Below are 20,168 nucleotides of genomic sequence, written 5' to 3'. Positions count from 1 at the left end.
AACGTTGCGACGCGCGGCGGTGAATATACATTGTGAAATCGCGTCCGGAATAACGACCAACACACTAAATAGCAATTGTGTAAAAAATATCTAAAATACCCTTGCTATATTTTACCCCAATTTTACATTCAAAAGCTAGTGCATTTTACATCCAAACATTAAGATACAACTGTAATCGCGAGAAAGGTAAAAAACATAAGGACCGCGAAGAAAAGGAGAAATGAATTATGAAAAAAGGTTTAGCAGTAGCAATGGCGGCATTATTAGGAGTAGCAACAATGGGAACAACAGCAATGGCAGCAGCTTCCGGAGATATTACAATCTGCTCCAGAGAAGACGGATCCGGTACAAGAGGTGCATTCATTGAACTGTTTGGAATTGAAGAAAAAGATGCAGATGGAAATAAAGTAGACAATACAACTGAGGCAGCAAAGATCACAAACAGCACATCCGTTATGTTAAGCACAGTAGCTCAGGATGTAAATGCAATCGGATATGTATCCCTTGGCTCCCTGGATGACAGTGTAACAGCAGTAAAGATTGATGGTGCTGAGGCAACAGCTGAGAGCATTGAGTCCGGAGATTACAAAGTGGTTCGTCCATTCAACATTGCAACAAAGGATGATGTAAGCGAAGCGGCACAGGATTTCATTACATACATCATGAGTGCAGATGGACAGAAGATCATTGAAGACAACGGATACATCTCAGTAGGCGACAAACCTGCATACGAAGCAGCTGCTGTAGAAGGAAAAGTTGTAGTAGCTGGTTCCTCTTCTGTAACACCTGTTATGGAAAAACTTGCTGAAGGCTATAAAACAGTAAATGACAAAGTTGAAATTGAGGTTCAGCAGAGCGATTCCACAACCGGTATGACATCTGCAATTGACGGACTTTGCGATATCGGTATGGCATCCCGTGATTTAAAAGACAGCGAGCTTGAGGCTGGTCTTACCGCAACTGTTATTGCAAAAGATGGTATCGCTGTAATCGTAAATAACGACAGCGGTGTTGAGAAACTTACCAGTGAGCAGGTAAAAGATGTTTACACAGGCAACATCACAACCTGGGAAGACCTTACAAAATAATAAGAAATAAAGTTACTGTTCACAAAAAAGACCTTGTGGAATGCCACCAGTGAATAGTAAAGAAATAAAGTACCTTTACAGTTACGAAACATGAAACAGAAATAAGGAATCCTGCAAAGCCGGTCAAAAGCTTTGCAGGATCCAAATTTTCCGAATAAAAAAGGAACTTACTTTATATGAAATCGATCAATGAAACTGTAATGAAATTTGTATTCCTTGCAGCGGCCTGTACCTCCGTATTAGCCGTTGCATTAATCTGCATTTTCCTGTTTGCAAATGGAATACCGGCAATGGCGAAGATTGGTCTGCCAGATTTTCTGTTTGGAATGAAATGGAAGCCGTCCAATGGACTGTATGGAATTTTTCCATTCATTCTGGGAAGTATTTATGTAACAGCCGGGGCAATTGTGGTGGGAGTTCCAACAGCCCTTCTGCTTGCAATCTTCCTTGCATTTTATTGTCCGAAAAAGCTGTATGCACCATTAAAGGCAATGGTAAACCTCCTTGCAGGAATCCCATCTGTTGTTTATGGATTTTTCGGTTTGACAGTGTTTGTCCCGCTGCTTCGACAGCTTACTGGTCATGATGGAAGTACCATGCTGACAGCTTCCGTGCTTCTTGGAATTATGATCCTTCCAACGGTAACCGGCGTTGCAGAACCAGCCTTAAAAAGTGTTCCCACAAGTTATTATGAAGGGGCACTGGCACTTGGAGCAACTCACGAAAAAAGTGTATTTGGCACTGTTTTTCCGGCTGCAAAATCAGGTGTATTAGCTGGTGTGGTTCTTGGAATCGGACGTGCCATTGGTGAGACGATGGCAGTGATCATGGTAGCTGGAAACCAGACCTGGATGCCACAGGGACTTTTCAAAGGACTTCGAACCATGACCGCAAATATTGTAATTGAAATGGGCTATGCAACCGATCTTCACAGGGAAGCGCTGATTGCTACAGGTGTTGTACTTTTCGTATTCATCCTGATTATCAACCTGTGTGTATCAGCCCTGAAAAGGAGAGCAGAAGATGAGTAAAAATAAATTATCTTATTGGAAAAATCATCCTGGTTCTGCCATCCTGAGGCTCCTGGTATGGTTATCTGCAATTATTACAGTGGCAGTTATGGCGTTTCTTGTTGGTTTTATTCTGATAAAAGGTGTTGGAAATCTGACACCAGACTTGTTTGCACTGGAATATAATTCTGACAATGCATCTTTGATGCCGGCACTGATCAACACCTTGATCATCACCCTGTTATCTCTGGTGATCGCAGTGCCATTTGGAATTTTTGCAGCAATTTATTTGGTTGAATATGCGAAAAAGGGCAGCAAGCTGGTCAAGATCATTCGCATTACAACAGAAACTCTTCAGGGAATTCCATCCATTATCTTCGGTCTGTTCGGTCTTCTGTTTTTCAGTACCGCTCTCCATTGGGGATATTCCCTTCTGGCTGGTGCCATGACACTGGTGATTATGATCCTTCCGTTGATCATCCGTACTACAGAGGAGGCACTTATGGGTGTCCCGGATGCGTACAGAGAAGCTTCCTTTGGCCTTGGGGCAGGAAAGCTCCGCACTGTGTTTAAAGTGGTGCTTCCAAGTGCAATTCCCGGAATCCTTTCCGGTGTGGTACTTGCGACAGGACGTATTGTTGGTGAGACTGCAGCCCTGATTTATACTGCCGGTTCTGTGGCGAAGGTTCCATCCAGTCTGATGGGATCCGGTCGTACCCTGGCAGTACATATGTATGTGCTTTCCAGTGAGGGACTTTATATGGATCAGGCTTATGCCACAGCGGTAATCCTGCTGATCTTCGTACTTGTGCTGAACTGGGTATCAGGTTTCTGTGCAAAGCACTTAAGCAAAGCTGCAAATGGACAGTAAACATCAGGTTTCACTGATAACGTATGCGGTTGTCAGTTGTGGAAGTATAATAGACACAGAATAACGAACTTTCACATATGATGATGTCGCCAGGCGGTGAATATCCGCTTCATGAAAAATTCACACTCAGCAGGTTTTCAGAAATTGTAAATGAGCTGAAAATTTCTGCAGCAAGGAGAATTATGGGTAAAATAGATGTAAAAAATATGGAGCTGTACTACAGCAGCTTCCATGCCTTGAAAAATATTAATCTGGAGATTCCGGAAAAGAAGATTACCGCGTTCATTGGTCCAAGCGGCTGCGGAAAATCCACATTGCTGAAATCATTAAACCGTATGAACGATCTTGTGGAAGGCTGCAAGATCACAGGCGATATTTGTCTGGACGGTGAGGATATTTATGGGGATATTGATGTAAACCTTCTTAGAAAACGTGTTGGAATGGTTTTCCAGAAACCAAATCCTTTTCCAATGAGCATTTATGATAACATTGCATATGGACCTCGTACTCATGGAATTCATTCCAAGGAAAAACTGGACGATATCGTAGAGCGTGCTCTTCGAAATGCTTCTATCTGGGATGAGGTAAAGGATCGGTTGAAAAAGAGCGCCCTGGGTATGTCTGGCGGACAGCAGCAGAGACTTTGCATTGCAAGAGCTCTTGCAGTAGAGCCAGAGGTACTTCTTATGGATGAGCCTACCTCTGCACTTGATCCAATTTCCACATCTCACATTGAGGATCTGGCGTTGGAATTAAAAGACCGTTACACCATCGTGATCGTAACTCACAATATGCAGCAGGCAGCCCGTATTTCTGACAAGACTGCATTTTTCCTTCTGGGTGAGATCATCGAATATAACGATACTACAGAACTGTTTTCAAGACCACAGAATAAGAAAACAGAAGAGTATATTACAGGGAGGTTTGGTTGATATGAGAGATGTGTATACCGCAAAGCTTTCCAGGCTTTCAGATGAGATCCTGGAAATGGGAAATCTGTGCGGTCAGGCCATCATGAAGACCTGTCAGCTTCTGGCAAGCGTGGAGGTCCGTGAGGCTGCCACAAAGGAGATTGGAAGAATTGAGAAGGAGATTGACGACAAAGAGCATAATATTGAGGCTCTGTGCATGCAGCTTCTTCTGAAACAGCAGCCGGTTGGTACTGATCTTCGTAAAATTTCCGCAGCACTTAAGATGGTAACAGATATGGAGCGAATCGGCGACCAGGCTACTGATATTGCGGAGATTCTGAACACAGGCAGCGTTCATATACCAGTAACAGCCATCCCGCTTCAGGAAATGGCAGATTATGCCATGCATATGGTAAATGACAGTGTTACCGCTTATGTAGAGGGAAAAAGTGATCTGGCAAAAAAGGTGATCAGCAGTGATGATATTCTGGATAATCTTTTCGATAAAGTAAGAAATGCGTTGGACCAGAACACCATGGACTTTTCCAGTGACGAGGTTCTTGATCTTCTGATGATCTCCAAATACTATGAGCGAATCGGCGACCACGCCACCAACATCGGAGAGTGGGCAGAGTTTTCTGTAGACGGAATTCACAGAAACGGAGACAGCATCAGCGATCTGTTTAATCCGGATTCCTTATAATAAGATTAGAGCGTGTTTGAAAAATCATTCCCGCAATCTGCACGCCCCACTTTGCGGGAGCTTTCACCCGAATTCGGTTGCCGTAGCCCGCTACGGCGCCCTCATCCGAGCGAAATCTCCCACAAATTGTGACGCACATCTTGCAGAAAGCCTTTTTCAAACACGCTCTAGAACAAAGACAGGGGCAAACACGTTTTGCCTCTTTTTAGCAAGAAAAAGAACCTTGTCTGACTGGCTAAAAGCATCGTATCAGACAAGGCTCTATGTTTTTCAGGAGAGGAATTCTTTCTTTTATTTTATCTTATTCGTAATTTTTATGTTTTTTAAAGAAATCCTTTGTTTCCTTTACGACTACACCGCTTAAAGCAAGCAGCGCAATCAGGTTCGGGAATGCCATCAAGGCATTGAAGATATCTGCAATGTTCCAGACAGCAGCAACAGTCATGTACGGTCCGAAGAAGACGCAGATGATATATAACCAACGGTAAGTCTTTACTGCAGTCATGTTGCGGTTGAAAAGGTATTCCAGGCAGCGCTCACCGTAATAATCCCATCCAAGGATAGTTGTGAATGCGAAGAATACCAGGCACAGCATAAGAGCAAAGGAGGCAAACTGTGCAGGGAATGGAAGACCTTTCTGGAAAGCTGCAGTAGTAATCGCAACACCTTCAAGTCCTGTATTCCAGGTTTCGGTAATGACAATGGAAAGACCTGTCATGGTACAGATTACAATGGTATCAATAAAAGTACCGGTCATGGAAACAAGTCCCTGGCGAACCGGTTCCTTTGTCTGAGCGGCAGCAGCAGCAATAGGAGCGCTACCAAGACCAGACTCGTTTGAGAAAATACCGCGGGCAATACCTTTCTGCATTGCCACAACCATGGTTCCCATGGCACCGCCTGCAAGGGCACTTCCGTTGAATGCTGTTTTTACAATTGTAGCGATGGCACCAGGAACTGCAGTAATATTTGTGATCACAATGATCAGTGCAAGTGCAACATAAAGAACCGCCATAAATGGAACGATGATCTGGGAAACCTTTGCAATACGCTGAATACCGCCAAGAACTACAAGTCCTACACATAAGGTAAGAATCAGGCAGGCAATTACAGTTGCCCAGGAGTATGTATTTCCAAAAAGGGAAACGGTGTGTACAGTATCCGGGTCAAAGAAGTTCTTTACTGCAGAAGCAATACCGTTTACCTGAGTAAAGGTACCAATTCCGAAAAGACCGACCCCGGCTCCGAAGAATGCAAAAATCTTTGCAAGCCATCTCCACTGTTTTCCCATACCATTCTCAATATAATAAAATGGTCCGCCAAGAACGTGTCCGTCCTTGTCGATGGTACGGTATTTGATGGCCAGAAGTCCTTCTGCGTATTTGGTTGCCATTCCGAAGAATGCAGCAACGATCATCCAGAACAGGGCTCCGGGTCCGCCTGCAGCAATAGCAGTGGCAACACCTACGATGTTACCGGTTCCGATAGTTGCGGACAAAGCTGTGCAGAGCGCACCAAAGCTTGTGACTTCACCTTCGCCGCCTTCTTCATTTTTTACCATAAATTTCAGTGCTTTTCCCAGATGTCGTACCTGTAAAAAGCCTAACCGAACGGTTAAAAGGAATCCTGTGATCAGGATCAGAATGATTAACGGAAGTCCCCAGACTACTCCGTCAAACCAGGTGATAAAGTTGTTGATTTGTGTAAACATGTTCTCTTTCCTCCATCCTTTTGCCTGAGAGATTAACAGCATTACAAATGCTGCGTACACCTTCGGCGCTCTTCCATAAATTTTTTTGAAGAGACTCTCCTGAGTTACGAAAAACCTGCTTATACATTTTCTATAAAATGTACGAGCATGACGGTCATTCGTACTGTGTAGAAACACACTAATACACAGAATATCATATACGATCATAAATTTCAATGAAAATGTTAGAAAAATATTTTGTTTTGACAAGAAAAATATTTGCCTTTCCTTCATTGCAGCACAGGAGCGCGTTTGGAAAATCATTTCCGCAATCTGCTGGTATCATAAAATGAAACAGTTGACATGCATTTTCATATGTGCTATGCTTATGAAGATTTTGAAAGACAAAGAAAGAGTCTTTTCAAAGCAATTATTTTGGATCACTCCATTTGGGGTTAAGGCCATACGGACAGCCGGGTCCACTGCCGCTGATGGTAACTTTGGTTGCCTTATTGATTGAGTTAGAAGCTCAAATTTTATAAGTTGGTTCCTTTGATAACCACTATGCGCCTGATGCGCAGACTTGTGAAACGGTCAATAAGAGTAGTAAAAGTATGATTGCTATATAGACTCTGACATATATCATCCGGATTTCTATTTTATGTAAATACGAGGATTCCTGTATTTATTATAAGTCAATAGAGACAGAATCGGGAAGAATGATCCAAGCAGGTTTGCAGTTTTGAGGCAGCCTGCTTTTTTTGTGTAATAGAAAATCCCGTTGGAATTTCCTATTATATAAAAAAGCCCTGCCGGACAGGATTCCACTACTGCGGAAGAGCAGATGGCGCTGGAGATGCCCCCTTTACAGGCGGAGAATCCTACAAACAGGATTCTTTATACAGACAAAGGAACTGGAAATGGAGACGCAATGAACAGAACTCGTTTTAAACTGGACCAGAATCGTGCACCAATTCACGAGGCTCTGGAAAATTTCCGGCGCATGAGGGTGGTACCCTTCGATGTGCCAGGACATAAAAGAGGAAGAGGAAATCCGGAGCTTACTGAGTTTCTGGGGCAGAAATGTGTAGGCGTGGATGTAAACAGCATGAAGCCTCTTGACAATCTCTGTCATCCTGTATCTGTGATCCGAGAGGCAGAAGAACTGGCAGCAGATGCCTTTGGAGCAGCTCACGCCTTTCTCATGGTTGGCGGAACTACAAGCTCCGTACAGACCATGGTGTTAACTGCCTGCAAGAGGGGGGACGAGATCATTCTTCCCCGCAATGTCCACAGAAGTGTGCTGAATGCGCTGGTTCTGTGCGGGGCAATTCCGGTTTATGTGAATCCGGAAGTAGATCAGAGACTTGGAATCTCTCTTGGAATGCGCCGTGAACAGGTGGCAAAGGCAATTAAGGAGCATCCCAATGCAGTGGCTGTGCTGGTAAACAATCCTACCTATTATGGAATTTGCAGTGACCTTCGTGCAATTGTGCGGATGGCTCATGAAGCAGGAATGCTGTGTCTGGCAGATGAAGCCCATGGGACTCATTTTTATTTTGGAGGAGGCCTGCCGGTTTCGGCAATGGCAGCTGGTGCAGATATGGCATCTGTATCCATGCATAAAAGTGGCGGAAGCCTGACCCAGTCCAGTCTTCTTCTGACTGGACCTGGCGTCCATGCAGGTTATGTCCGTCAGATCATCAATCTGACCCAGACTACCTCCGGAAGCTATCTTCTGATGTCAAGTCTTGACATTTCCCGTCGGAATCTTGCACAGCGCGGACGTCAGATTTTCCATCAGGTAGCAGATATGGCAGAATATGCAAGGGAAGAGATTAACGCCATTGGCGGCTATTACGCATTTGGAAAAGAACTGGTGAATGGAGATTCGGTTTTTGATTTTGACATTACGAAATTAAGTGTACATACTCTGGATATCGGACTTGCAGGAATTGAGGTTTACGACATTCTGAGAGATGAGTATGATATTCAGATCGAATTTGGTGATATCGGAAATATTCTGGCTTATCTGTCAATTGGAGACCGTGCCCAGGAAGTAGAGCGGCTGGTAAGCGCCCTTGCGGAGATTCGCAGGCGTTTTCAGAAGGATAAATCAGGATTGCTGGATCAGGAATATATTGATCCCCAGGTAGTAACAAGCCCTCAGGAAGCTTTTTATGCAGAAAAATGCAGCCTTCCTCTCAGGGAAACGGAAGGAAAGGTATGCAGTGAATTTGTAATGTGTTATCCTCCGGGAATCCCAATTCTGGCTCCAGGGGAACGGATCACCCCGGAAATCCTGGATTACATTGAATATGCCAAGGCAAAAGGATGCAACATGACAGGTCCGGAAGATCCGGATATATTACGGTTAAATGTGCTGGAGCATGTTTGAAGTTACTGTGAACGGAGTGAACAGTAACTGTTTGAAAAAGGCTGTCTGCAAATGGTGACACACATCTTGCGGGAATAATTTTAAAATATACTCTGGCAGGGAGGTAAAGAAAATGGAAATGTGGTTTTCGGAATTTCATACACCGGATGTAAAGCATAGTATCCGGGTAAACCGTCAGCTCTACTCAAGGCAGAGCGACTATCAGCGAATTGATATTTTTGAGACACCGGAATTTGGCAGGGTTCTTACACTGGATGGCAATGTAATGCTCACGGAACGTGACGAATTTATTTATGACGAAATGATTACCCATGTACCTATGGCTGTCCATAAAGAAGCCAGGGATATTCTTGTGATCGGAGCAGGAGACGGTGGAGTTGTACGTGAACTGACCAGATATGACCGTGTCCGCCATATTGATCTGGTAGAGATGGATCCCATGGTAGTGGAAGCCTGCCGTGCCTATCTTCCGGGAAATGCCTGCAGGCTTGATGACAGGAGAGTGCACCTTCATTATGAAAATGCGTTGAAATTTATCCGACGCTGTGAAAATAAATATGACCTTATTATTGTGGATTCTTCCGATCCTTTTGGCCCTTCGGAAGGCTTGTTTACCCGTGAATTTTATGGAAACTGTTATAATGCGCTGAAAGAGGATGGAATCATGGTCAATCAGCAGGGAAGTCCTTTTTATTCTGAGGATGCCCACGCCATGCAGCGCAGTCACAAAAGAATTGCCAGTACGTTCCAGATCAGTCGTGTTTACCAGGCACATATTCCTACCTTTGCTGCCGGTTACTGGCTGTTTGGTTTTGCAAGCAAAAAGTACCATCCGGTGGATGATCTGGATCCGGAGGCATGGAACGCCCTGAATCTTCGCACCCGTTACTATACCACAAGGCTTCACAGAGGCGCCTTTTATCTTCCGGCTTTTCTGGAGGAAATGCTTCAGGAGGTGGAGGACTGATTTATGATTTTACCTAATATTGAGAATTTTATCGGCTGTGACAGCAGCTTTGAGGAAGCTGGGATTGTTCTTTACGGAGCGCCCTTTGATTCTACCACAAGCTTTCGACCTGGAGCCAGGTTCGGCCCTTCTGCCATTCGTCATGAAAGCTTTGGACTGGAAACCTACAGCCCTTATCAAGACCGCGACCTTACAGATATTCAGGTATTTGACAGTGGAGATCTGGAGCTTTGCTTCGGCAGCAGTGAAATGTCACTTGCTGATATACAGAATCGTGCCTGGGAAATTCTGGAAGCAGGAAAGATACCCTTGCTTTTAGGCGGCGAGCATCTGGTGACACTGGCGGCTGTAAGAGCCACAGTCAGAAAGTATCCAGGGCTTCATATTATTCATTTTGATGCCCACGCAGATTTGAGGGATGATTATCTTGGTGCCCGTTTAAGCCATGCGTGTGTCATTCGCAGATGCCATGATATACTGGGAGATGGACGGATTCATCAGTTTTGCATCCGAAGTGGGGAAAGAGAAGAATTCCGGTTTGCAAAGGAGCATACAGATTTTCATCCTTTTACCTTTGAAGGCTTGGAAGAGACCATACAGGAGTTGGACAGGGAGCAGGTTCCGGTATATTTTACCATTGATCTGGATTGCCTGGATCCATCCGTATTTCCGGGAACTGGTACACCGGAGGCGGGAGGCGTAAGCTTCCTTGAGCTTCTTGCGGCTATTCGGAAGGTATCAGAATTAAATATTGTGGGAGCAGATGTCAATGAGCTGGCACCTATGCTGGATCCAAGCGGTGTTTCCACAGCCACAGCATGCAAGGTGGTCAGGGAACTGCTGCTGGCAGTGGCGAAATAAAAACAGCTGCGATAGTGAAATATAAAATAAGGAGATAAAAAATATGAGCAGAGTACTTGTAATCGGCTGCGGCGGAGTAGCCAGTGTAGCAATCCAGAAATGCTGTCAGGCAGATGAGGTATTTACAGAACTGTGTATTGCAAGCAGGACAAAAGAAAAATGTGATGCCCTTTCCCGGAAGCTGGAGGGAAAAACAAAAACAGTTATTACCACGGCAAAGGTAGATGCAGATGATGTAAACCAGCTGATCCAGCTGATCAACAGTTACAAACCGGATCTGGTAATGAACATTGCACTTCCGTACCAGGATCTGACAATTATGGATGCCTGTCTGGCATGTGGCGTAAACTATATGGATACGGCAAATTATGAGCCCGAAGATACCGATGATCCGGAGTGGCGGGCTATTTATGAAAAACGCTGTAAGGAAGCTGGATTTTCCGCATATTTTGATTATTCCTGGCAGTGGGCATACCGGAAGAAATTTGAAGAGGCAGGACTTACTGCACTTCTTGGCTGCGGCTTTGACCCGGGCGTTACACAGGCATACTGTGCATATGCATTAAAACATGAGTTCGACCAGATTGATACCATTGATATTCTGGACTGCAACGGAGGAGACCACGGATATGCGTTTGCAACCAACTTTAACCCGGAGATCAACCTTCGTGAGGTAAGCGCTCCTGGAAGCTACTGGGAGAATGGACATTGGGTGGAAATTCCTCCGATGGCCATTAAGCGGGAATATGATTTTGACCAGGTTGGCGATAAGGACATGTATCTTCTTCATCACGAGGAAATCGAGTCTCTTGCCCAAACAATTCCGGGAGTAAAGAGAATTCGTTTCTTTATGACCTTTGGACAGAGCTATCTGGATCACATGCGTTGTCTGGAGGATGTGGGAATGCTTTCTACTACCCCGATCAACTATAACGGACAGGAAATTGTTCCCATCCAGTTTTTGAAGGCGCTTCTTCCGGATCCGGCAAGCCTTGGTCCCCGTACCAAAGGTAAAACCAATATTGGCTGTATTTTCACCGGAGTAAAGGATGGAAAAGAGAAAACCTACTATATTTATAATATTTGTGACCATCAGGAATGCTATAAGGAGGTTGGAAGCCAGGCAATCAGTTACACGACAGGCGTTCCGGCCATGTGTGGGGCATTAATGATGCTTACCGGAAAATGGATTCGTCCAGGAGTGTATACAGTAGAAGAATTTGACCCGGATCCGTTCCTGGAGGCGCTTGACAAATACGGACTTCCACGCAGTGAAAATCATAATCCGGAGCTGGTTGATTAATGGAAAAAACAGATACAAGACCACCCTTTGCAGCATCCGGCGGAATTATTCCGCCGGAATTCCGGAAAATCAAGACGCCTTGTTATGTTCTTGACGAAACAGCGCTTATAAAAAATGCAGAATTAATGGGAAAGATCGCCAAAAGAACAGGATGCAAAATGCTTCTGGCGCAGAAGGCTTTCAGCAATTATGACTGCTATCACCTTCTGGAGCCTTATCTGGCTGGAACAGAAGCAAGTGGACTGTACGAAGCAAGGCTTGGCGCCCAGGAGATGCCAGGAAAAGAGGTACATGTCTTTTGTGCCGGATACCGTGAGGATGAATTTGAAGAGCTGCTTTGCTTTGCAGATCATATAGTGTTTAACTCACCCTCCCAGCTTCTTCGATTTGGAAAAAGAGCGAAGCAGGCCGGAAAAAGCGTAGGGCTCAGGATCAATCCGGAATGCTCTACCCAGGAAGGACATGCAATTTATGATCCCTGTGCCCCGGGAAGTCGTATGGGTACCACGAGAGCACAGTGGGAGACCGCTGTGAAAATACATCCGGATCTGACCGGATTATTGGATGGTATTCACTTTCACACCCTTTGCGAGCAGGATTCCTCTGATCTGGAAACCACTCTTGCAGCGGTGAAGGTGAAATTCGGAGATCTGATTTCTAAGGTAAAATGGCTGAACCTGGGAGGAGGACATCATATTACAAGACCAGGTTATGATATTGCACGGCTTGAAAAGTGCATTAAGGCGGCAAAGGAAGAATGGAAGGTGGATATTTACCTGGAGCCTGGAGAGGCGTGGGCTTTAAATGCCGGATTCTTTCTGACAACCGTGCTAGATGTGCTGCAAAATGGTGATACCCGGCTTGCAATTTTGGACGGAAGTGCTGCATGTCATATGCCAGACGTTCTGGAAATGCCTTACCGTCCTCCCCTTCTTGGAGCAGGGGAGCCAGGAGAGCATGCCGTTACAGTCCGTCTTGGAGGACCAACCTGCCTGTCCGGGGATGTTATAGGAGATTACAGCTTCCAAAAGCCTTTGGAATACGGAGAGCTTCTCATGTTTGGCGATATGGCCATATATACAACCTGCAAAAACAATACCTTTAACGGAATGCCCCTGCCTGATATCTGGCTGCGGCATGGTGATAAAACCATGGAACGTCTGACTGATTTCGGTTATGAGGATTTTAAAGGCAGACTTGGACACCGCAGGAAATCAGAGTAGGTCTCCTATAAAATTTGTAAAAAGACGTAAGTCATAGAAATATGGCTTGCGTTTTTTTTCTGTCTGGAAGAAAGTGAGATATAATGACACAACACCAGAAAAGATCTGGAACGTATGAAACAGTCTGAGTATATGTAAACGTATGGTAATAATATCTAAAAAAAGAAGATACATTTTTAGTAAAAAACGCTTTTGAAATAAGAACAAAATGGTTTTATAATAAAAATAACGGCAGGCAGCGTAGTGATGCGGGAAAGCAACATCTTATATGCTGCCTGTTGTTTATAAAATGAATTTCAGGAGGAACCATACATGCATGAATATGAAATCTTTATTGAAGAAATAAATCCGTGTGGAGGAGAACAATACAGTAAAAAAACTTTGATTGAGGCAGAAGCAGTAAGTCCGGAAGCTTATGTAAAAGAAAACGGAAGATTTCCGGTTCTGGAATCCACATGCAATGAGAGTGGAGATGTTGTAATAGTAACAGGAGACAAACAGGGTTCTTTTGTACGTTATACTTTTACGGAATAAGAGTTCCGGGCAGCAAGGAGAGGATTTTGTGAAATATGAAATTGGAGATTTTGTCAGCAAACCAGTTACAGGTATCTGTGAAATAGAGAACATTTTATATTTGAATCCGCAGGATGAAAAAAAAGATAAATTGTATTATCTCATGAAACCAGTAGAAGATGAAAAGGAAAAAATATATGTTCCTGTTTCAAATTCAGCTTCGAGGCTGAGACTGTGTCTGACAAAAGAGGAAGCGTGGAATCTGATCAAACGAATTCCAGAGATTCCGACAGCGTGGACAAATAATGAAAAAATGAGAGAGCAAAGCTATAAAGAGGCAGTAAAATCAAATGATCCTGAAGCCTTAGTTGCTATTATAAAAATGATTTATCAACGAAAACAAAAAAGGCTTGCACAAGGAAAAAAGTGCACTACTACAGATGCAAGATATTTTCAGGTGGCCGAAAATCTGTTATATGTAGAGCTTGGAATTGCTCTTGGAAAACCAAAGCAGCAAATCTGTAAAACAATTATTGATTATATGAATCAAAGCGAATCAAAGAGTTGACAACAGTTTTTCCCCGGAGCATTTGCAACGTTGTTTAATGCAGGACAGTCAAGAGAATATTTTATCGGCGCGATGAGAGTGATCTCGGTAAGCTTCCTGTTTGCCGGAATCAATGTTGCTTATCAGGGCATTTATCAGGCGCTGGACGGTGGTGTGGAATCGTTGGTTATTTCACTTTTGAGACAGCTTATTATCATTTTGCCACTGGCCGGAATCTTTTCACTGTTTGTAAGAAATGGTCAGGTGGGCGTTTCAATGATTTGGTGGGCATTTCCGATTACAGAAGTAATTGCATGCCTGGTAGGCTATGTATTTTTAAAGAGGATTAGAAAAAACAAAGTTGATACTTTGCGTTAAGGAGGAACTGAAAATGGTAAAAAGAATCATTACAATCAGCAGAGAATTTGGAAGTGGTGTACGTTTTATCGGAGAAGAAGTCGCGAAGAAGCTGGGAATTGCCTATTATGATAAAAATGTTATTAATGAAATTGCAGAAAAGTCCGGATTATCGCCAGAATACATTCAGGAAAATGCAGAATTATCTCCGAAAAAAGGGATGTTTGCATATGCACTTGCTGGACGTGACATCACAGGAAGATCTGTGGAGGATATGGTACATGAGGCGCAGAGAAAAGTTATTTTAGAACTAGCCGAGAAGGCCCCTTGCGTGATCATTGGAAGAAATGCAGACTATATCCTGAAAGACCGTGATGATGTGCTAAATGTATTTATTCATGGAAATATGCCTGAGAAAACACAGAGGATCATTCGCTTATATAATGTAGATGAGAAGAAAGCTGTGAAAATGATGGCCGATACAGATAAAAGACGTATGACAAATTATAACTTTTACACGGAGCATAAATGGGGAAAGGCCAGTAATTATACGTTGTGTCTGAACAGTTCACAGCTTGGATATGACAGATGTGAGAAGATCATTATGGAATGCATTAAATAACAGGAGGTTTATACTGTTTACTACAAATTGCTGTTGGTTCCAGGGCAGGAATATTAGACGAAATAGTCAGTGAGGTTTCTATGGCGATTTCCATTTTTCGCTATGGATGGAAAAATATGGATTCTTCTGAAACTGAGACATAATAACAAAAACTGGTTGATAAACCAGATAAAAGTGATATACTGAATGCAGAAAAGAAACCGTGTGGGATTCCAATTTTGTTTTCACACGGTTTTTTAGAAAACATGAGTTAGATACAACTAATATGCATGATAACAATTTATTGGGAAATGTAAAAGAGTACAGATTTCTATGAGAATATTGATTTATGGTGCAGGTGTGATTGGAGAAAAAAGCATGAAAAACGAAGAATACAAAAAATTATCAATCAACGAGTTTACAAAAGCAGCAGGAAGATATGAAAGTAACCATGCTGGTATTTACGAAATGTGCAAGAAGGATTATCCGGATATTCTGGAAGAATTAGAGAAGGAGCCATTTAGAGATTTATTGGATGCAGGCTGCGGACCTGCTCCGATGATTTCTTTATTATCAGAAAAATATCCAGACCGGCATTATACAGGACTGGATCTGACTCCTGCGATGATTGAACAGGCAAAAAAGAAAGATATTCCAAATGCAATATTTGTTGTGGGAGACTGTGAGAATTTTCCTTTTGAAAACGATTCATTTGATGCAATTATTTGTTCTATGAGCTTCCATCACTATCCAAATCCACAGGCATTTTTTGACAGTGTGAAAAGATGTCTTCGCCCAAATGGAAGATTGATTCTGAGAGATGTGACCAGTGACAATAAAGTATTGGTATGGCTGATGAATACACTGGAAATGCCTCTGGCAAATATATGCGGACACGGAGATGTCCAGGTACCAACAAGAGATATGGTCATGAAGTGCTGCAGAAAAGCAGGGGTAAAAGTAGAAAAATTTGAAATCCGTAAAGGTATGAGGATGCATTGTGTTGTGAGAAAGCCTAAGGGAGAAGGCGACAGGCAATGAAAGAAAAAGTGAATGTGACAGGTGTGCCGGAAACGATGGTACAGACTTTGTATGCAAGAGCAAAAGAAACAAAAAAGCAAAATGCCAAAATCAAGGATGAGATTGCAGTAGAACTTGTGGAGAAGCTGGACTATAACTTTTCCAAAGCAGATAAGGATAAAGCCATGAATTATGGCGTAATTGCGAGAACAATCGTATTAGACCGGATGGTTAAGCAATATCTGGAGAAGCATGCAAATACAGTTGTTATAAATATTGCATGTGGACTGGATACCAGATGTTATCGGATGGAGAGAAAATATCTGCACTGGTACAATGTGGATCTGCCAGAAACGATGAAGATAAGGAGTCAGTTCCTTACCGAAACTGGTCCGGTATATCAGATTGCAAAGTCTGCAATGGATGAATCCTATGTAGATGATATCGATTATCATGGTGAGAATGTTCTGGTAATAATCGAAGGTCTTACAATGTATTTGTGTGAAAAGGATATTAGAAAAATGTTTTCTATTATTGAGAAATCATTCCAGAAAGTAACCGTAATGGTTGAAACCATGTCCCCTTTTGTTGTGAAACATGTGAAAGAAAAATCTATAGAGGGGAGCAATGCAAAATTCACATGGGGAGTTAAGAATGGAAAGGAACTGCAAAGAATCATACCGGCATTTTCTGTTCGACAGGAAGTCAGTCTGATTGAAGGAATGAAAGAGCTTATGCCAATTTATCATGTGATAGGAAAGTTTCCAATCGTTCGGAACATCTCAAATAAAATAATAGTTATGGAGAAACGTGGCTGATATTATACAAGCAGGAGATGATATAGATGATGAAAAGACATTTTAATGTGAAATCAGATGGATTTTATGGTGCATACTGGAAATGCAAAACAGGTTCAGACTGTGCAATGATTGCAATGATCGGGGATGATCCGGAGGATTATCTGGCGCGTACATCCGTGAAATGGTTACATAAACTCGGTGTGAATGTGATGACAATGTCACCTGGAAAAAAGGATTATGGACATTTGGTACAGGGCGGAACAAAACGAAAATCAAATTGGAAAATTATAAGGTAGGAGGACAGCGTGGATACAGACAAAATAATACAAGATTTAAACCGCTATTTTGCATGGCTCGTAGCGTTCACACAATCTCCACAAAATAATTAGCACTCACCTCTTGACAGTGCTAACAATCGGTGCTATATTAATAACCGTAATAAGGAAATCATTATAAATGTTTATAAATGCGCAGCCCCTGCGAGTTACTTTTTTAAAGAGCCGCGGAAGCTGCGCTTTATATTAATATCAGCTGAAGGAGGAGAGCCTATGAACATCAGCAAATTTACGCAGAAATCCGTACAGGCTGTTCAGGATCTGGAGAAGGTTGCTTACGAATATGGCAACCAGGAAATCGAACAGGAGCATCTGTTATATACCCTCCTAACACAGGAAGACAGCCTGATTCTCAAACTGATTGAGAAGATGGAAATAAATAAAGAATATTTTCTGAACACAGTGAAGAACGCTCTGGATGCAAAAGTCAAAGTATCTGGCGGCGAACTCCGGTTTGGACAATATCTGAATAAGGCACTTGTAAATGCAGAAGACGAAGCTAAGGCAATGGGAGATGAATACGTATCCGTAGAGCATCTTTTCCTGGCCCTGCTGAAATATCCAAGCCCTAGTATGAAGAAAATCTGGAGCGAATTTGGCATTACCAAAGAGCGTTTCCTGCAGGCACTTTCCACAGTACGTGGAAACCAGCGTGTAGTAAGCGACAATCCGGAAGGCACCTATGATACTTTAAATAAATATGGCGAAGATCTTGTGGAAAAGGCAAGAAGCCAGAAACTGGATCCGGTAATCGGACGTGACAGTGAGATCCGGAATGTGATCCGTATTCTTTCTCGTAAGACCAAGAACAATCCGGTTCTCATCGGTGAGCCCGGTGTTGGTAAAACAGCTGCTGTGGAAGGTCTTGCACAGAGAATTGTAGCAGGAGATGTTCCGGAAGCACTGAAGGATAAGAAAATTTTTGCCCTGGATATGGGAGCCCTGGTAGCAGGTGCCAAATACCGTGGTGAATTTGAGGAACGTCTGAAAGCAGTTCTGGAAGAGGTGAAAAAGAGCGAAGGTCAGATCATCCTGTTTATTGATGAGCTTCACCTGATCGTAGGTGCAGGTAAGACGGATGGTGCAATGGATGCCAGCAATATGCTGAAGCCAATGCTTGCTCGTGGTGAGCTTCACTGTATCGGCGCGACCACGCTGGATGAATACCGTCAGTATATTGAGAAGGACGCTGCCCTAGAACGTCGTTTCCAGCCGGTTATGGTAGATGAGCCATCTGTAGAAGACACCATCTCCATCCTTCGTGGTCTGAGAGAACGCTACGAAGTATTCCATGGTGTTAAAATTACAGACAGCGCACTTGTTGCAGCTGCAACACTTTCACATCGTTATATCACAGACCGTTTCCTTCCGGATAAGGCAATTGACCTGGTAGATGAGGCCTGTGCCCTGATTAAAACAGAGCTGGATTCCATGCCGACTGAGCTGGATGAACAACGCCGTAAAATTGATCAGATGAAAATGGAAGAGTTATCTCTGAAGAAAGAGACTGATAATTTAAGTAAAGAGCGTCTGGAAGAGCTTCAGAAGGAGCTTGCGGAAATGCAGGATTCTTTCAACACCCAGAAGGCTCAGTGGGAGAATGAGAAACATTCTGTAGAGAAGCTCCAGAAGCTTCGTGAACAGATAGAGGATATGAATAAGCAGATTCAGATCGCACGGCAGAACTATGATCTGGAGAAAGCTTCCGAATTGCAGTATGGCGAGCTGCCGAAATTACAGCAGCAGCTGGAAATCGAAGAGCGCAATACAAAAGAGAGCGACAGAAGCCTTGTCCACGAAGTAGTAACAGACGATGAGATCGCAAGGATCATTTCCCGTTGGACCGGCATTCCGGTAGCAAGGCTGACAGAGGGAGAGCGTGCCAAACTGCTTCATCTGGAGGATGAGCTTCATAAACGTGTCATCGGTCAGGATGAAGGTGTACGCCGTGTAACCGATGCCATCCTTCGTTCCAAAGCAGGAATCAAAGATCCGACCAAACCAATCGGTTCTTTCCTGTTCCTTGGACCAACCGGTGTTGGTAAAACAGAGCTTGCCAAAACCCTTGCACAGACTCTTTTCGATGATGAGCAGAATATGGTTCGAATCGATATGAGTGAGTACATGGAGAAATACTCTGTATCCAGACTGATCGGAGCGCCTCCGGGATATGTTGGATACGAGGAAGGCGGACAGCTTACAGAGGCTGTTCGTCGGAAACCGTACAGCGTTGTACTCTTCGATGAGATTGAGAAGGCACATCCGGATGTATTCAATGTACTTCTGCAGGTACTGGATGATGGTCGTATTACCGATTCCCAGGGACGTACTGTAGACTTCAAGAATACAATCCTGATCATGACCTCCAATATCGGATCTCCTTATCTGCTGGATGGTATTGATGAAAATGGTGAGATCAAGGAGGAAGCCCAGAAAGAGGTTATGGATGATCTGCGCGGACATTTCCGTCCAGAATTCCTGAACCGTCTGGATGAGATCATTCTGTTTAAGCCATTGACAAAAGATAATATTGGTAGTATCGTTGATCTGATGGTAAAAGAGCTGAATGACCGGCTTGCCGACCAGGAGCTTTCCCTTGAACTGACAGATGCAGCCAAGAAGGATGTCATTGACAATGGTTACGATCCTGTCTACGGTGCAAGACCTCTGAAGCGTTATCTTCAGAAATATGTAGAGACACTGACTGCCAGGAAGATCCTTTCAGGTGAAGTCCATACCGGCGATACACTGGTACTGGATGTGGAGAATGGAGAGTATGTGGTTAAAGTGAAGTAAAGGTTACTGTTCACTGGTAACGTTCCGCGAGGCGTTTTTTGTGAACAAAGTTCACAGAAAACCCGAGAATTGCGGCGCGAAATCATGCGGATGCATGATTTCTGTGCATCGCGAAGCGCGTTACTGTGAACGGAGTGAACAGTAACAAGTAAAGGAAAAGAAAAGGAGTCCAAG

20 protein-coding genes, 1 pseudogene and 1 riboswitch are annotated in these 20,168 nt (G+C 43.5%); of the genes and pseudogenes, 19 read left to right on the top strand and 2 right to left on the bottom strand.

Annotated features, from left to right (window positions below; translation table 11 throughout):
- Nucleotides 1-227: 227 nt before the first annotated feature.
- From ACESTK_RS08575 to phoU, 5 genes are all read left to right on the top strand, one after another.
- Nucleotides 228-1,088, top strand: a complete 861-nt coding sequence (locus ACESTK_RS08575; RefSeq protein ID WP_373119501.1) for a substrate-binding domain-containing protein — start codon at nt 228-230, stop codon at nt 1,086-1,088.
- A 176-nt stretch (nt 1,089-1,264) separates the two neighbouring features.
- On the top strand, nt 1,265-2,119 hold the full coding sequence (gene pstC, locus ACESTK_RS08570; RefSeq protein ID WP_148461214.1) for a phosphate ABC transporter permease subunit PstC: 855 nt from the start codon (nt 1,265-1,267) through the stop codon (nt 2,117-2,119).
- Nucleotides 2,112-2,969, top strand: a complete 858-nt coding sequence (gene pstA, locus ACESTK_RS08565) for a phosphate ABC transporter permease PstA (RefSeq protein WP_195589119.1) — start codon at nt 2,112-2,114, stop codon at nt 2,967-2,969. Before pstC ends, pstA begins: the two co-directional genes overlap by 8 nt.
- A 182-nt stretch (nt 2,970-3,151) precedes the next feature.
- Complete coding sequence (gene pstB / locus ACESTK_RS08560; RefSeq protein ID WP_207739479.1) at nt 3,152-3,901, top strand: phosphate ABC transporter ATP-binding protein PstB; 750 nt, start codon at nt 3,152-3,154, stop codon at nt 3,899-3,901.
- Between the two features lies 1 nt (nt 3,902).
- The gene (gene phoU, locus ACESTK_RS08555; protein WP_373119498.1) at nt 3,903-4,583 is read left to right on the top strand and encodes a phosphate signaling complex protein PhoU; all 681 of its coding nucleotides are present in this window, start codon (nt 3,903-3,905) and stop codon (nt 4,581-4,583) included.
- On the opposite strand, the gene ACESTK_RS08550 is transcribed toward phoU, so the two are convergent.
- A complete protein-coding gene (locus ACESTK_RS08550; RefSeq protein ID WP_334286029.1) occupies nt 4,564-4,722 on the bottom strand; it encodes a DUF6783 domain-containing protein in 159 nt (52 codons plus the stop codon). The genes phoU and ACESTK_RS08550 overlap by 20 nt on opposite strands.
- Here ACESTK_RS08550 and ACESTK_RS08545 point away from each other — a divergent pair.
- Nucleotides 4,660-4,947: pseudogene (locus tag ACESTK_RS08545) on the top strand (DUF6783 domain-containing protein); the annotation flags it as partial. The gene ACESTK_RS08550 and the pseudogene ACESTK_RS08545 sit on opposite strands and share 63 nt — an antisense overlap.
- Here ACESTK_RS08545 and ACESTK_RS08540 read toward each other — a convergent pair.
- Nucleotides 4,885-6,294 carry a sodium:alanine symporter family protein gene (locus tag ACESTK_RS08540; RefSeq protein ID WP_173717955.1) on the bottom strand — a complete coding sequence of 470 codons (1,410 nt, stop codon included), beginning with the start codon at nt 6,292-6,294 and terminating at the stop codon, nt 4,885-4,887. The pseudogene ACESTK_RS08545 and the gene ACESTK_RS08540 sit on opposite strands and share 63 nt — an antisense overlap.
- A 2-nt stretch (nt 6,295-6,296) precedes the next feature.
- A riboswitch (glycine riboswitch) is annotated at nt 6,297-6,406 on the bottom strand.
- Between the two features lie 798 nt (nt 6,407-7,204).
- Between ACESTK_RS08540 and ACESTK_RS08535 the strand changes: the two genes are divergently transcribed.
- From ACESTK_RS08535 to clpB, 13 genes are all read left to right on the top strand, one after another.
- A complete protein-coding gene (locus ACESTK_RS08535; protein WP_118583008.1) occupies nt 7,205-8,671 on the top strand; it encodes an aminotransferase class I/II-fold pyridoxal phosphate-dependent enzyme in 1,467 nt (488 codons plus the stop codon).
- A 112-nt stretch (nt 8,672-8,783) separates the two neighbouring features.
- Nucleotides 8,784-9,638, top strand: coding sequence for a polyamine aminopropyltransferase (gene speE / locus ACESTK_RS08530; protein ID WP_148461219.1), 855 nt, complete (start codon nt 8,784-8,786; stop codon nt 9,636-9,638).
- A 3-nt stretch (nt 9,639-9,641) separates the two neighbouring features.
- Nucleotides 9,642-10,499: an agmatinase gene (gene speB / locus ACESTK_RS08525; protein WP_373119494.1), complete on the top strand. Its 858-nt coding sequence runs from the start codon at nt 9,642-9,644 to the stop codon at nt 10,497-10,499.
- 43 nt (nt 10,500-10,542) lie between these two features.
- A complete protein-coding gene (locus tag ACESTK_RS08520) occupies nt 10,543-11,802 on the top strand; it encodes a saccharopine dehydrogenase family protein (RefSeq protein WP_373119491.1) in 1,260 nt (419 codons plus the stop codon).
- Complete coding sequence (locus tag ACESTK_RS08515) at nt 11,802-13,025, top strand: carboxynorspermidine decarboxylase (RefSeq protein ID WP_373119488.1); 1,224 nt, start codon at nt 11,802-11,804, stop codon at nt 13,023-13,025. Before ACESTK_RS08520 ends, ACESTK_RS08515 begins: the two co-directional genes overlap by 1 nt.
- A 312-nt stretch (nt 13,026-13,337) precedes the next feature.
- Nucleotides 13,338-13,559 carry a hypothetical protein gene (locus ACESTK_RS08510; protein ID WP_118582969.1) on the top strand — a complete coding sequence of 74 codons (222 nt, stop codon included), beginning with the start codon at nt 13,338-13,340 and terminating at the stop codon, nt 13,557-13,559.
- 28 nt (nt 13,560-13,587) lie between these two features.
- Nucleotides 13,588-14,106 carry a CarD family transcriptional regulator gene (locus tag ACESTK_RS08505; RefSeq protein ID WP_373119485.1) on the top strand — a complete coding sequence of 173 codons (519 nt, stop codon included), beginning with the start codon at nt 13,588-13,590 and terminating at the stop codon, nt 14,104-14,106.
- Between the two features lie 30 nt (nt 14,107-14,136).
- A complete protein-coding gene (locus tag ACESTK_RS08500; protein WP_373119483.1) occupies nt 14,137-14,463 on the top strand; it encodes a hypothetical protein in 327 nt (108 codons plus the stop codon).
- A 13-nt stretch (nt 14,464-14,476) separates the two neighbouring features.
- Complete coding sequence (locus tag ACESTK_RS08495) at nt 14,477-15,064, top strand: AAA family ATPase (protein WP_195409359.1); 588 nt, start codon at nt 14,477-14,479, stop codon at nt 15,062-15,064.
- A gap of 312 nt (nt 15,065-15,376) precedes the next feature.
- Nucleotides 15,377-16,084, top strand: coding sequence for a class I SAM-dependent methyltransferase (locus tag ACESTK_RS08490; RefSeq protein ID WP_373119480.1), 708 nt, complete (start codon nt 15,377-15,379; stop codon nt 16,082-16,084).
- Entirely contained in the window at nt 16,081-16,881 is an 801-nt protein-coding gene (locus ACESTK_RS08485; protein WP_195409358.1) for a class I SAM-dependent methyltransferase, read from the top strand. Before ACESTK_RS08490 ends, ACESTK_RS08485 begins: the two co-directional genes overlap by 4 nt.
- Nucleotides 16,882-16,907: 26 nt before the next feature.
- Nucleotides 16,908-17,159 carry a hypothetical protein gene (locus tag ACESTK_RS08480; RefSeq protein ID WP_227201110.1) on the top strand — a complete coding sequence of 84 codons (252 nt, stop codon included), beginning with the start codon at nt 16,908-16,910 and terminating at the stop codon, nt 17,157-17,159.
- Nucleotides 17,160-17,411: 252 nt separating this feature from the next.
- The gene (gene clpB, locus ACESTK_RS08475) at nt 17,412-19,994 is read left to right on the top strand and encodes an ATP-dependent chaperone ClpB (RefSeq protein ID WP_373119477.1); all 2,583 of its coding nucleotides are present in this window, start codon (nt 17,412-17,414) and stop codon (nt 19,992-19,994) included.
- The last annotated feature ends 174 nt before the right edge of the window (nt 19,995-20,168 follow it).

It is taken from the genome of Ruminococcus sp. Marseille-P328 (genome assembly GCF_964249465.1).
GTDB classification, from domain to species: domain Bacteria; phylum Bacillota; class Clostridia; order Lachnospirales; family Lachnospiraceae; genus Blautia_A; species Blautia_A faecis.
Note: the sequence above shows the minus strand (reverse complement) of the source record. Positions and strands in the feature narration are given on the sequence as shown.

Bases quoted from the DNA above. Each gene is read 5' to 3' on its own strand.
- ACESTK_RS08510 (WP_118582969.1), top strand. From the start codon at position 13,338: ATGCATGAATATGAAATCTTTATTGAAGAAATAAATCCGTGTGGAGGA.
- ACESTK_RS08490 (WP_373119480.1), top strand. From the start codon at position 15,377: ATGAGAATATTGATTTATGGTGCAGGTGTGATTGGAGAAAAAAGCATG.
- ACESTK_RS08575 (WP_373119501.1), top strand. From the start codon at position 228: ATGAAAAAAGGTTTAGCAGTAGCAATGGCGGCATTATTAGGAGTAGCA.
- ACESTK_RS08495 (WP_195409359.1), top strand. From the start codon at position 14,477: ATGGTAAAAAGAATCATTACAATCAGCAGAGAATTTGGAAGTGGTGTA.
- phoU (WP_373119498.1), top strand. From the start codon at position 3,903: ATGAGAGATGTGTATACCGCAAAGCTTTCCAGGCTTTCAGATGAGATC.
- ACESTK_RS08480 (WP_227201110.1), top strand. From the start codon at position 16,908: ATGATGAAAAGACATTTTAATGTGAAATCAGATGGATTTTATGGTGCA.
- pstB (WP_207739479.1), top strand. From the start codon at position 3,152: ATGGGTAAAATAGATGTAAAAAATATGGAGCTGTACTACAGCAGCTTC.
- speE (WP_148461219.1), top strand. From the start codon at position 8,784: ATGGAAATGTGGTTTTCGGAATTTCATACACCGGATGTAAAGCATAGT.
- clpB (WP_373119477.1), top strand. From the start codon at position 17,412: ATGAACATCAGCAAATTTACGCAGAAATCCGTACAGGCTGTTCAGGAT.
- ACESTK_RS08535 (WP_118583008.1), top strand. From the start codon at position 7,205: ATGAACAGAACTCGTTTTAAACTGGACCAGAATCGTGCACCAATTCAC.
- ACESTK_RS08540 (WP_173717955.1), bottom strand. From the start codon at position 6,294: ATGTTTACACAAATCAACAACTTTATCACCTGGTTTGACGGAGTAGTC.
- ACESTK_RS08520 (WP_373119491.1), top strand. From the start codon at position 10,543: ATGAGCAGAGTACTTGTAATCGGCTGCGGCGGAGTAGCCAGTGTAGCA.
- ACESTK_RS08550 (WP_334286029.1), bottom strand. From the start codon at position 4,722: ATGTGCGTCACAATTTGTGGGAGATTTCGCTCGGATGAGGGCGCCGTA.
- ACESTK_RS08485 (WP_195409358.1), top strand. From the start codon at position 16,081: ATGAAAGAAAAAGTGAATGTGACAGGTGTGCCGGAAACGATGGTACAG.
- ACESTK_RS08515 (WP_373119488.1), top strand. From the start codon at position 11,802: ATGGAAAAAACAGATACAAGACCACCCTTTGCAGCATCCGGCGGAATT.
- speB (WP_373119494.1), top strand. From the start codon at position 9,642: ATGATTTTACCTAATATTGAGAATTTTATCGGCTGTGACAGCAGCTTT.
- pstC (WP_148461214.1), top strand. From the start codon at position 1,265: ATGAAATCGATCAATGAAACTGTAATGAAATTTGTATTCCTTGCAGCG.
- pstA (WP_195589119.1), top strand. From the start codon at position 2,112: ATGAGTAAAAATAAATTATCTTATTGGAAAAATCATCCTGGTTCTGCC.